We start from the raw sequence: 14,464 nt of genomic DNA, 5'->3' as shown, positions 1-14,464 counted from the left end.
CGCCGCTCGGCCGAACGGGGTGGGCGATCCTCCCTCGCCCACCCTCTTTCCCTCTTCGCGCCCAGGAGTTACCCGATGACCATCAGTGCCCCTGCCCGCGCCGTGCGCGTCCTCGCGGCCCCGGGCGAGCGTCATGACGAGATCCTCACCCCCGCCGCCCTGGACTTCCTCGCCCGGCTTACCGAGGCCTTCGGCGAGCGCCGTCAGCAGCTGCTCAAGGAGCGCCGCCGGCAGGCCATCCGCCTGGCCTCCGGCTCCCCGCTCGACTTCCCCGTCGCCACCGCCGCCGTCCGGGACGACCGGACCTGGCGGGTGGCCCCGCAGGCCCCCGGCCTCAAGGACCGCCGGGTCGAGATCACCGGACCGCCCGAGCGGCGCATGGCCGTCAACGCCCTCAACTCCGGTGCGCAGGTGTGGATGGCGGACTTCGAAGACGCCACCGCGCCCACCTGGGACAACGTCATCGGCGGCCAGCTGAACCTCCTCGACGCGTGTCAGCGCCGGATCGACTTCACCACGCCCGAGGGCAAGGAGTACCGCCTCGGTGAGAACCCGGCCACCATCATGGTCCGCCCCCGCGGCTGGCACCTCCTGGAAGAGCACCTGGAGGTCGACGGCCGGCCCGTGCCCGCTTCGCTGGTCGACTTCGGGCTGTACTTCTTCCACTGCGCGCAGCGCCAGATCGACGCCGGGTACGGCCCGTACTTCTACCTCCCCAAGCTGGAGAACCGCTACGAGGCGCGGCTGTGGAACGACATCTTCGTCTTCGCCCAGGAGCTCCTCGGCATCCCCCGAGGCACCGTCCGCGCCACGGTCCTCATCGAGACGATCACAGCCGCGTTCGAGATGGAGGAGATCCTCTACGAGCTGCGCGAGCACTCGGCCGGTCTCAACGCGGGCCGCTGGGACTACCTGTTCAGCCTGATCAAGACCTTCGGGCACCGCACCGACTTCCTGCTGCCCGACCGCGCCAAGGTCACCATGACCGCGCCCTTCATGCGGGCCTACACCGAGCTCCTCGTGCGCACCTGCCACCAGCGCGGCGCGCACGCCATCGGCGGCATGGCCGCCCACGTCCCCGCCATGGACCCCGAAGCCCACCAGGCGGCCCTGGCCAAGGTGCGCCTGGACAAGGAGCGCGAAGCCGAAGACGGCTTCGACGGGTCCTGGGTGGCCCACCCGGGCCTGGTCCCCGTCTGCCGCGAGGTCTTCGACGGGGTCCTGGGCGAGCACCCGCACCAGCTCGACCGCACCCGCGAGGACGTCCAGGTGGAAGCCCGGGACCTGCTGTCCGTCAGGCGGATCAGCGGCCCGCCCACCGAACAGGGCGTACGCACCAACATCGCGGTCGCCCTGCGGTACTTCGACGCCTGGCTGCGCGGCCAGGGCGCGGTGGCCCTCGACGGGCTGATGGAGGACGCCGCCACCGCCGAGATCGCCCGGGTCCAGATCTGGCAGTGGCTGCGCCACCGGGTCCTGGACCGTGAAACGGTGCTCCGGGTACTCGACGAGGAGCTGGCCTCCCTCGGCGCGCAGCACCCCTGGGCCGCACTCGAGGAGGTACGGGAGCTGTTCGAGCGGAACGCGCTCGCGAGCGAACTCCCGCTCTTCTTCACCCCCGACGCCTACACCCGCCACCTGGTACGCCGTGCGGAGGGACGCTCATGAGCGCCGCTATCCGCAGGGTGGGGGTGGTCGGCGGTGGCCAGATGGGCGCCGGGATCGCCGAGGTCTGCGCCCGCGCCGGACTGGACACCGTCGTCTGCGAGGCCGACGACACCGCCGCCCGGGCCGCCCACGACCGCGTCGCCGTCTCCCTCGAACGCGCCGTCCAGCGCGGCAAACTGGACCGCCTTTCCGCAGAGGACGCCCTGAGCCGGCTGGTCTTCTCCGGCCGCCTGGAGGACCTCGCGGACCGGCAGCTCGTCATCGAGGCCGTGACCGAGAACGCGGACGTCAAGACCGAGACCTTCGCCGCCCTCGACAAGATCGTCGCCGATCCGGCGGCGATCCTCGCCACCAACACCTCGTCGCTGCCGGTGATGCGCCTGGGCATGGCCACCGGCCGCGCCGACCGGGTCATCGGACTGCACTTCTTCAACCCCGTGCCCGTCCTGCCGCTGGTGGAGGTCGTCTCCTCGCTGCACACCAGTCGCGAGACCGTCGATGCGGTGGAGGCGTTCGCCCGCGATGTCCTGGGCAAGACGGCGATCCGCTCGCAGGACCGGGCCGGGTTCGTCGTCAACGCCCTCCTCGTCCCATACCTGCTCTCGGCGATCCGGATGGCAGAGTCCGGCTTCGCGACCGCTGCCGACGTGGACGCGGGGATGGAACTGGGCTGCGCGCACCCGATGGGCCCGCTGAAGCTGGCCGACCTGATCGGCCTCGACACGGTCGCCGCCATCGCGCAGTCGCTCTACGACGAGTTCAAGGAACCCCTCTACGCCCCGCCCCCGCTGCTGATGCGGATGGTGCAGGCAGGACTGGTCGGCCGCAAGGCGGGCCGCGGGTTCCACATCTACGACCGGGACTGCTGAGGGTCCCGGTGGTGCCGCCGGGCTGAGGGGCCCGGCGGCGCGTGGTGGAAGGGGGTACGGCGGAGTGGTGTCCGCCGTACCCCCGCTGCCTTGGCGTACGCGTTGCTGGTGCCCGGGTGCTCCTCGTGGAGCGCGGCGTTGTGGCAGGCGCACGGGAGTTGCTCGGCCGCCTTGGAGCAGCGGTATCTCCTCTGCCTAGGTCGGTGGGACGGGGCGCTGGCCGGGGCCGTCGTAGGAGGCCAGGGGGCGGATCAGCGCGTTGTGGGCGAGCTGTTCGGTGATGTGGGCGCTCCAGCCGGTGATGCGGCTCATCACGAAGAGGGGTGTGAAGGCGGAGATGTCGAAGCCCATCAGGTGGTAGGCGAGTCCGGCGGGGTAGTCGAGGTTGGGGTGGATGCCCTTGCGGCTGATCATGGCGTGCCGCAGCGCGGCGTGCAGGGCGGCGAGCCGGGTCACGTCGGGATCGCCGGCGCGGGCGATCAGCCGCTCCGTCGCCTCCTGCATGATCGGGACGCGGGAGTCGCCGGCCTTGTACACCCGGTGGCCGAAGCCCATGATCTTCCGCTGGGCGGCCAGCGCCTCGTCCAGCCACTGCCCGGCGTGCTGCGGGTCGCCGATCTCGGCCAGCATGTGCATCACGGCTTCGTTGGCGCCGCCGTGCAGAGGGCCTTTGAGGGCGCCGATCGCCGCGGTGACGGCGCTGTAGAGGTCGGAGAGGGTGGAGGTGACGACCCGGGCGGTGAAGGTGGAGGCGTTGAAGCTGTGCTCGGCGTACAGGATCAGGGAGATCTCGAAGCAGCGGACCACCTCCGCATCCGGGACCGCGCCGAAGCACATGTGGAAGAAGTTCTCGGCGTAGCCGAGGTCCGGATCCGGCTGGATGGGAGCCAGGCCGTGGCGGCGCCGGTGGTCGGCCGCGACCACGCCGGGCAGCCGGGCGAGCAGGGTCAGGGACTTGGCGAGGTTGGCGGCGGGGGTGCCGTCGTCCTCGCTCGGATCCTCCGCCCCGATGAAGCTCACCGCGGTGCGCAGCACGTCCATCGGGTGACAGGTCGCCGGCAGCCGGGCGAGGACCTCGGCGGTGGTGCGGTCCAGGGAGCGCAGGGCGCGCTCCCTGGCCCGGAACTCGCGCAGCTCGCCGGGATCGGGGAGTTCGCCGTACCAGAGCAGGTAAGCGACCTCCTCGAAGGAGCAGCGGGCGGCCAGGTCCTGGACCGGGTAGCCGCGGTAGGTCAGCGAGTTGGTCTCGGGGATGACGGTGGAGATGGCCGTGGTGTCGGCGACGACGCCGGCCAGGCCGCGGTGGATCTCGGGGACGGTGCTGGTCACTGAGGACCTCCTCGGTCAGGAGCCGGGCGGAAGGGTGAAGTCGTAGACGGTCGAGTCGAACGCGGCGTACCGCTCGTAGTCGAGGACCTCGTACAGGCGTGAGCGGGTCTGCATGCGGTCGAGCAGTGCGGCCTGGGTGCCGTCGGCGGCGAGGGTGCGCAGGCCGTCCTCGACCGCGCCCATGGCGAGGCGGAAGAGGGTGACCGGGTACAGGACGATGTTGTAGCCGAGGTCCTCCAGGGCCCGGGCGTCGAGCAGTGGTCCCTTGCCGAACTCGGTCATGTTGGCGAGCAGCGGCACGTCCACGGCCGTGCGGAAGGCCTCGAACTCGGCCGCGCTCGCCAGTGCCTCGGGGAAGACCGCGTCGGCTCCGGCGTCCACGTAGGCCTTGGCCCGGTCGATCGCGGAGTCGAGGCCTTCCACGGAGCGGGCGTCGGTGCGGGCCATGATCAGGAAGTCGGGGTCGCGGCGGGCGTCCACGGCGGCCCGCAGGCGGCGGGTCATCTCCTGGACGGCGACGACGGCCTTGCCGTCCAGGTGGCCGCACCGTTTGGGGTTGACCTGGTCCTCCAGGTGCAGGCCGGCCAGGCCGGCGTCCTCCATGAGCTGGAGGGTGCGGGCCGCGTTCATGGGCTCGCCGAAGCCGGTGTCGGCGTCGACAAGCACGGGCAGATCCGTCACGCGGGTGGTCTGCGCGGCGCGGGCGGCGACCTCGGTCGAGGTGGTCAGCCCGATGTCCGGCAGGCCGAGGTCCGCGGCGAGGACGGCACCCGACAGGTACACGGCGTCGAAACCGGCCTCCTGGATCAACCGGGCCGAGTACGGGTTCATCGCGCCCGGCATCCGCAGCAGCCGCCCCGAGGCCAGGGCTTCGCGGAAGGCGCGCCGGCGTTCGGCCGGTGTGGTGCGGGTGTGCAGCATCAGAACAGGCCCTTCGGCAGGGTCGCGTCGTACGCGGCGACCGCGTCGAGGTCCACGGCGGGGAACAGCGCGTCCAGTCCTGCCGTGTCGAGCCCGGCCAGGCGGGCGGCGTAATCGAGGAAGCGGTCCTGCCCGTCGGCGGTGACGATGCCTTCGGCCAGGGTGTGGAACTTCCGTTCGTAGGCGGGCCGGTCGAAGGGGCGGGCACCGGCCGGGTGGGCGTCCGCGCGGGCGAGTTCGTCCTCGATCACGGTGCCGTCGTCCAGCGTGATCACGGCGCGGCCGCCGAAGGCGCGGCGGTCGGGGTCGGGTTCGTGGTAGCGGCGGGTCCACTCCGGGTCCTCGACCGTAGTGATCTTGCGCCAGAGGTCGACGGTGGCCGGGCGCTGGGCACGCTCGGGTGCGTACGAGCGCTCGTGGTGCCAGGTTCCGTCCTCCAGTGCCACGGCGAAGATGTAGGGGACCGAGTGGTCCAGCGTCTCGCGGGTGGCCGTGGGGTCGTACTTCTGGGGGTCGTTGGCGCCGGAACCGATCACGTGATGGGTGTGGTGGCTGGTGTGCAGCACGATCGACCGGACCTTCTCGAGGTTTCCGGTCTTCTCGCGCAGCCGCCGGGCGAGGTCGATGACGGCCTGGGCCTGGTACTCGGCGGAGTGCTCCTTGGTGTAGGTGTCCAGGATCGCGCGGCGCGGTTCGCCGGGTTCGGGGAGCCGCACGCGGTAGTCCGCGTCCGGGCCGTCGAGCATCCAGGCGAGGAAACCGTCCTCGCCTTCGTAGATGGGGGAGGGGGAGGTCTCTCCGCGCATGGCCCGGTCGACGGCCTCGATCGCGGCTTTCCCGGCGAAGGCGGGGGCGTATGCCTTCCAGCTGGAGATCTCGCCCTTGCGGGACTGCCGGGTCGCCGTGGTGGTGTGCACCGCCTGCTGCACCGCCTGGTACACCGTCTGCGTCGGCAGCTCCAGCAGCGCTCCCAGACCGCAGGTGGTGGCCGCGCTCAGGTGGGCTATGTGGTCGATGCGGTGCGCGTGCAGGCAGATGCCCTTGACCAGGGCGACGTGCACCTCGTATGCGGCGAGGATGCCGCGCAGCAGGTCTGCTCCGGTCCGCTGGGTGTGCTGGGCGACGGCCAGCAGGGGTGGGATGTTGTCGCCGGGGTGGGAGTAGTCGGCGGCCAGGTAGGTGTCGTGGAAGTCCAGTTCGCGTACGGCCGTGGCGTTGGCCCACGCGGCCCACTCCGCGGACACGCGGATCCCGCTGGCGAAGACCGTGGCACCAACACCGTGCGCGGGATGGCGCAAGGCCTGGGCGCGGGCCACGGCGACGGGGCGGCGCGTCAGGGATGCGATGGCGACCGACGCGTTGTCGATCACCCGGTTCTGGGCCATGGTGACGGCTTCGGGGTCGAGGCCGGCAGCCGCTGGTGTGCCGGTGGCCACCTCGGCGAGTTTCCAGGCGAGTTGCTGTTCACGGGGCAGTCGGGCGGCACTGGGATGGACACGGACGCGGTGCTCGATCACAGGGCTCCTCGGGGATGTGGCGGTGTCGGTCGCACCCCACCCTTCCCGCCGCACAAGGCCCGTGCCACGTCTCCACGTTGCGAATTGCCTCCACCCCGGTCCTGCGAAACTGCGAATTTTGCAAAACCGGCGAATGGTATGTTCGCAGAAACGTGAGGTGTCGGCCGAGAACGGAAGAGCGCCATGGGACGTCCCGCCACCCCCAAGATCTACGCCCACGCCAAACTCCGGAAACTACGCCGCGAGCACGGCATGAACCAGGTGGAACTCGCCCGCGCGCTGGACATCTCCACCAGCTACCTCAACCAGATCGAGCACAGTCAGCGCCCTCTGACCGCATCCGTGCTCCTGAAGATCGCCGAAGTGTTCGGCATCGACCCCGAGTTCTTCTCGGAGGCCGACGACGCCCGGCTGGCCACCGATCTGCGGGCCGCACTCGCCGACGAGGCATGCGGACCGCCGGTTTCCGGCGACGAGGTCGCCGACCTCGTCCGGGACCACCCGGACACCGCCCGTGCCCTGGTCACCCTCCACCGCCGCTACCGGGACGCCGCCGAACGTGTCGCCGCCCTCGCCTCACCGGCCGAAAGCGCCGCACTCCCCACCGCCGAGCCCCACGACGAAGTACGTGACTTCTTCTACGCCCACCACAACCACTTCGGCCTCCTCGACGACCAGGCCGAAGCCACCGTGACCGGGCTCGGCGCCGCCACGATCGGCCACACCACGGACATCCTGACCACCCGGCTGGCGGACCGCCACGGCGTACGGACCATCCAGGCGGCCCCGGACCGGCTCGTCGACGCCCGCCGCTACGACGCCGAGCGCCGTCTCCTCTTCCTCTCCCCGTGGCTCAGCGACGGACAGCGCGCCTTCCAACTCGCCACCCAGCTCGCCCTCCTGGAGCACGGACCGCTACTCGACTCCCTCACTGCGAGCCCACAGCTGGCCTCCGGTCAGGCGAGGGGACTGGCCCGCATCGGACTGGCCAACTACTTCGCCGGCGCCGCCCTCATGCCCTACACGGCCTTCCGCGAAGCCGCCGAAGAACTCCGCTACGACATCGAGCTGCTCCAGGCCCGCTTCGGCGTCGGCTTCGAGACCGTCTGCCATCGCCTGAGCACGCTCCAACGCTCCGGACAGCGAGGAGTCCCCTTCTCCTTCCTGCGGGTGGACCGCGCCGGCAACATCTCCAAGCGCCAGTCCGCCACCGACTTCCACTTCTCCCGCCTCGGCGGCACCTGCCCGCTCTGGACGGTGTACGAGGCATTCTCGGCGCCGGGCCGCATCCTCACCCAGGTCGCGGAAATGCCCGACGGCAAACGCTTCTTCTGGGTGGCCCGCACGGTCAGCAGAGGCGGCCACGGGCACAGAGGCTCACGCTCCGAGTTCGCCGTCGCACTCGGATGCGAACTGCGCCACGCCCACAAGCTGATCTACGCCGAGGGCGTGGCCGTGGACGACCCCCGGGCAGCCACACCCATCGGCCTCGGCTGCCGCATCTGCGAGCGCCGCGACTGCGCCCAGCGCGCCCGGCCCCCGGCCGCAGGAAGACTCGCCGTCGACCCCGACCGGCGCACGCTGGTGCCGTATCCGGTGACCACCGACGTATGAGTCCGGTTCGCACGCTCCGGCAGGAGAAGCCTCGTCCGGCGGGAGCAAAAGGCGCACCGTCTGGTCACACGGGGGGGGTGGGTGAGCTGGATGCGGCCGGGAGCCACCGCGTCGCGGTGGCTCCCGGCCGGAGGGGCTGCTTCTGAGCGGGTGCGGGTTAGTTGAGCGGGCAGCCCTTGGGGAGCTTGGGGAAGCTGGTGAACGCGTACGGAGTGGAGCCACCCTGGGTCTTGGACTTGAGCTGCGGGTCCCAGCTGGTCGGCTGCACGATCTCGGCGTAGATGCCTGCCGAGTCGGGGAGCTTGGGGCGGCTGCGGTTGAGCGTGCCCAGGCGCGTGACCTGGCTGCCGTCGGCCTCGTCGATGAAGGTGACGGAGGGGCCCTTGGGGCTCATGGTGAGCCGGGCGTCGAGGCCCGCGCCGATGCCGTCCTGGTGGGAGACGGTGCACTGCTTGATGACGGTGCCCTCGTCGAGGGAGCAGCCCTTGGGCAGTGTGGGGAAGTTCTGGATGTTGTAGTAGCCGCTCCGGCCGCCGTTGGTCTTGGCCAGCAGCTGCGGGGTCGAGCCGTAGGGGTTGAGTATCTCCGCCTCGATGCCCGCGTCCCGTCCCAGTGCCGGGTGGCTGCGGTTGAGCGGGCCCAGGCCAGTGACCGGGCTGCCGTCGGCCTCGTCGAAGAAGGCGACGGAGGGGCCCTGGGGGCTCATCGTCATCCGGATGCCGAGGCCCGCGCCGAATCCGTCGGTCTTGACCACGGTGCACTGGTCGGCGGCCGAGGCGGTGCGGGCCCCGTGCGAGGTGGCCGCGAAGGCCGCGGAGGGGATGATGACCGAGCCGGCGAGTGTGGCGACGGCCAGGCCGGTACGAAGGGTGTAGCGCATGACAACTCCTGTGCATGAAAGTAAGGACAACCGAGAGAACGGGCACGGCCCGAACCGCCATCGCCCGAACTGAGCCGGTGTGTTGTGGCGGTGTATGAACGAATCTATTGGGACATGTGCGGCGGACGAGTTCGCTCCGTGTCACGGAATCGTCACCGCGCACCAGCCTGCTGCGCAGGGCCTAGAGCTGGGCATCCACCGCTCTGGGAGCGTGAGTTGACGATCGAGCGTGCTTGGGTGGGGCCGTTGCCGGGTTGCGGGTGTATCTGCTGGCTGGTGGCGCCGTACCGCTGCTGCTGGCCGGGCGTAACGTCGGCCCGATGAGCCGTCGGCGCCGGCTGCTGGCCGTCCGCGGCCTTGCGGCGTGTCGATCGCGGCCTGGGTCATGCGTTCGGGATGGTCTCTGGTGTCGGGGCCTCGTTGTAGCGTCGGCCCGAGAGTCGGCTACCCGACCACGCTTCCGTGGATTCGGGAAGCGCGAGCAGATTGGGTGTCGCCACGGACTGGGGCAAGTCCCGCTCTGCGGTGTCCGGGCCTGCCTACACTGCGAACAAGCCACGCAACTGCCCCTGGTTTGATAGCAGTTGGCAGGCGTGGCCGATCTGGGGAGCTCGGTGTAAATCTGGGGGTGTCATGAGGTTCGAGGTGGAGCGTGTCGCCCTGGTCCTGGGCAAGCACGGGGACCGTCTCATACAGGGCACGGGCTATCTGATCGCGGATGACACCGTCCTGACCGTCGCGCACCTCTTCGGTGATGGTGCGCAGGGCGGCCGGGTCCACTTCATGCACGAGACGGCGCCGGTTTCGGCAGAAGTGCTGTGGTCTCACAAGGAGTTGGACCTCGCTCTCCTTGGCCTGCGAGACGAGGGTGACCCGTCCCGCCGTCACCTCGCGGAGCCCGTGCGCTGGGGGACGCTGGCAGGACTCCTCCCGCTGGAAGCCCAGGTCACGGGCTTTCCGGAACTGGCGCGGGCCGGCGACGGGGGGCTCGACATCCACCAGTTGATCAGCGGTATCAGCCCGGTGTCGGGTGTGGCCACGGCTCGTTGGAAGCTGGACGTGAGTGCCGTCCCCGCGCGGTCTGACGGGATCTCTCCCTTCAGGGGCATGTCCGGCGCGCCGGTCTTCGTGGGCGACCTGCTCGTGGGGGTCGCCGTTGACCATCGCAGCGCCAGCCTGAACGCGGCGCGCATAGAGTCTCTGGCGGACGAAGCGGAGTTCGTGGAGCTGTTCACCCAGCGTGCGGGCGTTCCCTGGTGCCTGGAGATCTGTGAACTCGCCGACGTCCTGCGGCCTCCGCTGCCTCCACGCCGCTTCTCGTCACCGGAGTCGTTGTTGGCTCCGGAACTGGCTGTTGTCCCCTTCGGGGACAAAGGGCTGGCATTTCAGCAGCTGACCGACTGGTGTACGAGCCGGGACCCCGTCAGCGTGTGCGCCCTCATCGCCCCAGGCGGGTACGGCAAGACGCGACTGGCGTGGGAGCTGGCGAGGCGGATGGCCGCACGCCATTGGACCACTGGCACGCTGAAGCCCGACGCTCCCGAGAGCAGCCTTGCCGCCGTCTCACAGATACGCGGAAACCTGCTCGTCATCGTCGACGAGGCAGATGCGGGACGGGAAAACCAGGTCCATCAGCTTACTCAGCAAGCCGCAGTCGCTCTGCCCAGCGCACGGATTCGCATCCTCGTCGTCGCCCGGTCCACGCAGTGGTGGCGGGCGCTCGCCGAACGAGGACGGGACGAGACCGGCGTCCTGTACCAGAGCGCCCTGCATGTCGAACTGCTCCCAGCGGAAGACCCCGCGGAGAGAAGACAGGTCTTCGAAGCCGCCACTCGCGCCTTCGCCCGCGTCCTTCCCCGTATCCCCGGCCTGGAGGACAAGCCCTGGGACACCATCGTCAACGGCATCGAGACACCGGACCTGGCCGGTGACGAATACATGGCCATGATCTCCGTCCAGGCTCAGGCCATGTTCGCCCTGCTCGCCGCGCATCCGGGCACCGCCTCTCTGGTGGAGGCGTTGAAACCGGCGAGATCGGGTTCGGCGGCGCGTGAGGTGTCGTCAGAAAGCAGCACGGGCCGGGACCCCAGTGCCGCGCTCCCCGACGGCGAGGGTTCCGTACACACTCATGGCTTCGGCGACCGTCCCGCTGAGACCGACCTCCTCAACCGTCAGCCTCTCGTGGCTGCCGTGACCGACCTGCTCGTCCCCAGCGACTGGAGGTCCGGCTCGGACAGGCCCCGCCAGAGCCTGGACTCGACCGGACCGTCCGTAGTGGCACTCGAAGGTCCGTGGGGCTCGGGCAAGACGACCATGATGTGGCTCATCGAGAGCGAGATCGCCCGGCGGAAACCCGCCCCACCAGCAGAGGGAACCACCCGCAGACGGTGGCGACGGCGGGGCTCCGGCCGGCACCTGTCGGCGCTGGCGGCGTACCGTCTGCTGCGTCCGCCCCGCAGCGGTGCGCCACACCGTACGCCCGCCCCGAGCCGCCGCTGGAGAGGGAAGGGAGCGCCGGAACGGCCCGCACCTTCGAGTGTGGTGACCGCGCACTTCACCCCCTGGTCCCACCAGACCCGCGACCAGATCTGGGCCGGTTTGACCAGGGCCGTCGTGGAGGCGACCGAGCCCGCACTCGGGGAGAAGAAGCGGGCCCGGGAGAGGTACTGGCTGCAGCGCAACCGAGCCCGGCTCGACTGCCGACAGCTACGGCGAGCCATGCTCCGCCGCATGCTGTCGCCCCTGCTCCGCGTGGCGGTGTTCGCTCTTCTGGCGCCGGCGATCGCCCAACTGGTCAAAGGAGGCCAGAACTACACGGTCGCCGGCCACGACTTCACCGCCGTGCAGCTCGCGCTCGGCCTGCCGCTCGTCCTGCTGGCCCTGGGCATACTCCACTCCCTCGGCCGCCTCCTGGCAGGCCGCGCACGCTCCTTCCTCAACGGCCAACTCCTGGACGGCCCCGTACTCAGCGGGCCCTTGGCGCCGGGATCTGACGCCAGTACGGACGGAACCCTGCACGACCCGTACTACAACGCGCGTTCCGGCTACCTCTACCTCGTCCAGCACGACATGCGCGAACTGCTCGCCGGCCTCCAGGACACCGGCCACGAACTCGTCGTCTTCATCGACGACCTCGACCGTTGTTCCCCCAGCGCCACGGCCGACGTCTTCGAGGCCATCAACCTGTTCCTGTCCGGCGCCCTCCAGGTGCGCACGTCCGCCGGGTACCGGGCCGCGTCCGTGCGGTGCCGCTTCGTCCTCGGCCTCGACCCCGTCGTGGTCGCCGCACATCTCGACCGCGCCTATGCCGACCTCGCCACCTCCAAGGCGCTGCAGACCCATCAGGACCCTTCCTGGGGCTGGACGTTCCTCCGCAAGCTGGTTCAGCTCCCCGTCACACTGCCGTCGGTTGCCCACACCAGCGTGGCCACCGCTCTGGAAGGATTGCTGGGGGCGGTCACCGAAAGCACTGCTCCCCACACCACACCCACCGGGGCCGCGCCGTCCGGCACCGCAGCGGCACCACCTGGTAAGGCCACGTCCGGCGCTACTCCGCCCCCGAACGGTCTGCCCACCGCGGAGCTCCGGTTGACGTACCAGGCGGAGAGGGACTCGTACGCGCGCGCACTGGAGGCACACCCGGCGATCCGCGAGCGGCTCGAACAGCGGCTGTGCGCCCAGAACGACGTGTCGCTCCGCGAGGCGAAGCGCGTGCTCACCATCTGGCAGTTCTACCTCCGCGTCCTCGCCCACAAAGGCAAGGGCGTCGACCAGCTCAACGTGGCGGAAGCGCTCCACCTCGTCGTCCTTGCCGAGATCACGGCGAGATGGCCCGCCCTGCAGCCCAACTTGCGCAGGTCCGTCGACGGAGTGACCGGGCTGGAACGCCTCGCCCAGAACACCGACGACGACATCGCCTGGGCCAGGGCCCGCACCCGCATCGGCTTGGACGACGCGAAGCACACACAGGCGTGCGGGTCGTTACGGAAACTCCTCACCACGTACGACGGCAAAGCGGTGGCTGGGCTCGCCCACAAAATCTCCTGAACGGCTTTCACCGTTCGGCTTCGGGTCTCGAATGACGCCCACAGTCAGCGCCTGAGCGTCTATCCCATCCTGCTCGGCTGGCTGATGGCGGTCCTGCCACCCGCCCTGATCGGGCCGGGCAAGGATGCGGAGCTGGCGAGCCTCGCGGGGTTGCGGGTCGTGGCTCGCACCGACGCTATCGAGCCGCGGGCGATCGACGGCCACGGCCGCCTGCTCCTGCCCACCGATGCCGAAGGCCACCGCACCGCACGCGGCCGCGATGAGGAGTACAGGCTGTGCGGGCAGGGCTGTCCGCCCTTGCCCTGCCTCTCCGGCGCCCAGAGCACCGCGAGCTGATGCACCCGCTGGGTACCACCCGTTCCTTCACCGGGCCGAGCGCGCGGCACTGCTGCAGGAGGAGGACCCCTGCGATGCCCAGGCCAGCCGCTGCTTGCGCGCCCGTCTGGCCCGCTTGCCGGGCCTGCGCACTGCCGACACCCTGCCGCCCGTCCTGGCCCTCGCGCTCGCCCGGTCAGCCCTTGATCTCCCGGATGAGGTCGCGCTCGTCGTCGTAGAGCTCAAGGTGGAAGCGGAGGCCGAACCGTGTCAGCAGTGCGGCGAGATCGTCGAGCCGGTCCGGGTCGATGACGCCGTTGAGCAGGGTGGCGGAATTGTCGATGGGGTCGGCTTCGATGCGGCACCAGCTGGTCTCGATTTCGTAGCCTTCCCAGGAGGACGACCGGGACCGCCATCCGGCTCGCACGAAGCGCTCGGCGATGTGCGAGGCGTTCCGGCTGTCCGGCAGCAGCCCGCACAGGTTGTTGTCGCTCTGCGCCCATATGTCATCCAGGGCCGGGCCGTCATCCGATAGGTCCACATCCGGATTATGGGTCCGCAGCCCGCTGCGGGCCTATGAGGTTTCTTGCTGGTCGGCGGGAGTGGGAAGAAAGGCAACCTCTCGGTGGCCGCGGCCGACGACCGCCGCCCCCGGGTTCTCCTCGATAGCGTCGGCCCCTCCGGGCGGGTACCGGCACGCCGTCGGCGTCGCGTCGCTGCGCGCGACGCGGGCGTGGCCCGGTCACTGCGCAGCCAGGCACCACCGCCCACCGGCTGCCCATGAGCCGGACCGCTGACAGCCCGGCGGGGCATCGGCTTCATCAACACGACGTTGGCCACGATCTCCATCGGCGGCAACGACTCCCGCTTCGGCGACACCATCCAAAAATGCCTTCTGTCCCGCGGCGACGGCAACTGCAAGGACAAGACGTTCGACAGTCCAGACGCACAAGTCGGCACACGGGAGGAGAGGTTCAGTGGGCAGCCAATGGAGACGGCTATATCGGGCATCCTCAACGAGATTGTCCGCCCGGACATCACCAAGACAGTGCTGGAGATCCACAAGCTCGCCCCGTACGCGAAGATCGTCCTCATGGGCTACCCGCCCCTGATCTCCAACCAGCGTTCCTGTCTGTCAGTCAGCATCATCGGCCTGGGCGACCTCGGTCTGTCCGCAGCCTCCACTGGGTGGCTTAGTGGCTCTACTGAGTTTGTGGGCGTGATGTCGTAGAGGGCTGACAGGTGGTGGCCGTCGCGGTATGCCCGGACCATGAGGTATCCGCAAGGTGGTGGTCTGACTGCCG

The 14,464-nt window shown here is 70.0% G+C and carries 11 protein-coding genes; 6 read left to right on the top strand and 5 right to left on the bottom strand.

All coding sequences use genetic code 11. The annotated features are described in order from the left end of the window. Positions 1-75: 75 nt before the first annotated feature. Positions 76-1,668: a malate synthase A gene (gene aceB / locus IE252_RS38465; RefSeq protein WP_190094152.1), complete on the top strand. Its 1,593-nt coding sequence runs from the start codon at positions 76-78 to the stop codon at positions 1,666-1,668. Further along, on the top strand, positions 1,665-2,537 hold the full coding sequence (locus IE252_RS38460) for a 3-hydroxybutyryl-CoA dehydrogenase (protein ID WP_190094151.1): 873 nt from the start codon (positions 1,665-1,667) through the stop codon (positions 2,535-2,537). The genes aceB and IE252_RS38460 overlap by 4 nt, the downstream gene beginning before the upstream one ends. 195 nt (positions 2,538-2,732) lie before the next feature. Here the strand turns inward: IE252_RS38460 and IE252_RS38455 are convergent, their stop codons facing one another. From IE252_RS38455 to IE252_RS38445, 3 genes are read right to left on the bottom strand one after another with little or no spacing between them, the layout of a single operon-like run. Further along, a complete protein-coding gene (locus IE252_RS38455) occupies positions 2,733-3,866 on the bottom strand; it encodes a bifunctional 2-methylcitrate synthase/citrate synthase (protein ID WP_190094150.1) in 1,134 nt (377 codons plus the stop codon). 15 nt (positions 3,867-3,881) lie between these two features. Beyond that, on the bottom strand, positions 3,882-4,787 hold the full coding sequence (gene prpB / locus IE252_RS38450) for a methylisocitrate lyase (RefSeq protein ID WP_190094149.1): 906 nt from the start codon (positions 4,785-4,787) through the stop codon (positions 3,882-3,884). After that, positions 4,787-6,304 carry an MmgE/PrpD family protein gene (locus tag IE252_RS38445; protein ID WP_190094148.1) on the bottom strand — a complete coding sequence of 506 codons (1,518 nt, stop codon included), beginning with the start codon at positions 6,302-6,304 and terminating at the stop codon, positions 4,787-4,789. Before IE252_RS38445 ends, prpB begins: the two co-directional genes overlap by 1 nt. A 183-nt stretch (positions 6,305-6,487) precedes the next feature. Between IE252_RS38445 and IE252_RS38440 the strand changes: the two genes are divergently transcribed. Next, positions 6,488-7,918, top strand: a complete 1,431-nt coding sequence (locus IE252_RS38440) for a short-chain fatty acyl-CoA regulator family protein (protein ID WP_190094147.1) — start codon at positions 6,488-6,490, stop codon at positions 7,916-7,918. A gap of 157 nt (positions 7,919-8,075) precedes the next feature. Here IE252_RS38440 and IE252_RS38435 read toward each other — a convergent pair whose 3' ends face one another. After that, positions 8,076-8,798 carry a hypothetical protein gene (locus tag IE252_RS38435; protein ID WP_190094146.1) on the bottom strand — a complete coding sequence of 241 codons (723 nt, stop codon included), beginning with the start codon at positions 8,796-8,798 and terminating at the stop codon, positions 8,076-8,078. 633 nt (positions 8,799-9,431) lie between these two features. Here IE252_RS38435 and IE252_RS38430 point away from each other — a divergent pair. Together IE252_RS38430 and IE252_RS38425 are read left to right on the top strand one after the other, a co-directional pair. Next, positions 9,432-12,845: a P-loop NTPase fold protein gene (locus IE252_RS38430; RefSeq protein WP_190094145.1), complete on the top strand. Its 3,414-nt coding sequence runs from the start codon at positions 9,432-9,434 to the stop codon at positions 12,843-12,845. A gap of 84 nt (positions 12,846-12,929) precedes the next feature. Further along, positions 12,930-13,181 (top strand): hypothetical protein, encoded by a 252-nt coding sequence (locus tag IE252_RS38425; protein ID WP_190094144.1) that lies wholly within the window; start codon positions 12,930-12,932, stop codon positions 13,179-13,181. Between the two features lie 175 nt (positions 13,182-13,356). On the opposite strand, the gene IE252_RS38420 is transcribed toward IE252_RS38425, so the two are convergent. After that, positions 13,357-13,701, bottom strand: coding sequence for a hypothetical protein (locus IE252_RS38420; protein ID WP_190094143.1), 345 nt, complete (start codon positions 13,699-13,701; stop codon positions 13,357-13,359). A 291-nt stretch (positions 13,702-13,992) separates the two neighbouring features. Between IE252_RS38420 and IE252_RS38415 the strand changes: the two genes are divergently transcribed. Continuing rightward, the gene (locus IE252_RS38415) at positions 13,993-14,391 is read left to right on the top strand and encodes an SGNH/GDSL hydrolase family protein (protein ID WP_190094142.1); all 399 of its coding nucleotides are present in this window, start codon (positions 13,993-13,995) and stop codon (positions 14,389-14,391) included. The last annotated feature ends 73 nt before the right edge of the window (positions 14,392-14,464 follow it).

The sequence above is a fragment of the Streptomyces melanogenes genome (genome assembly GCF_014649795.1).
GTDB classification, from domain to species: Bacteria; Actinomycetota; Actinomycetes; order Streptomycetales; family Streptomycetaceae; genus Streptomyces; species Streptomyces noboritoensis.
Note: the sequence above shows the minus strand (reverse complement) of the source record. Positions and strands in the feature narration are given on the sequence as shown.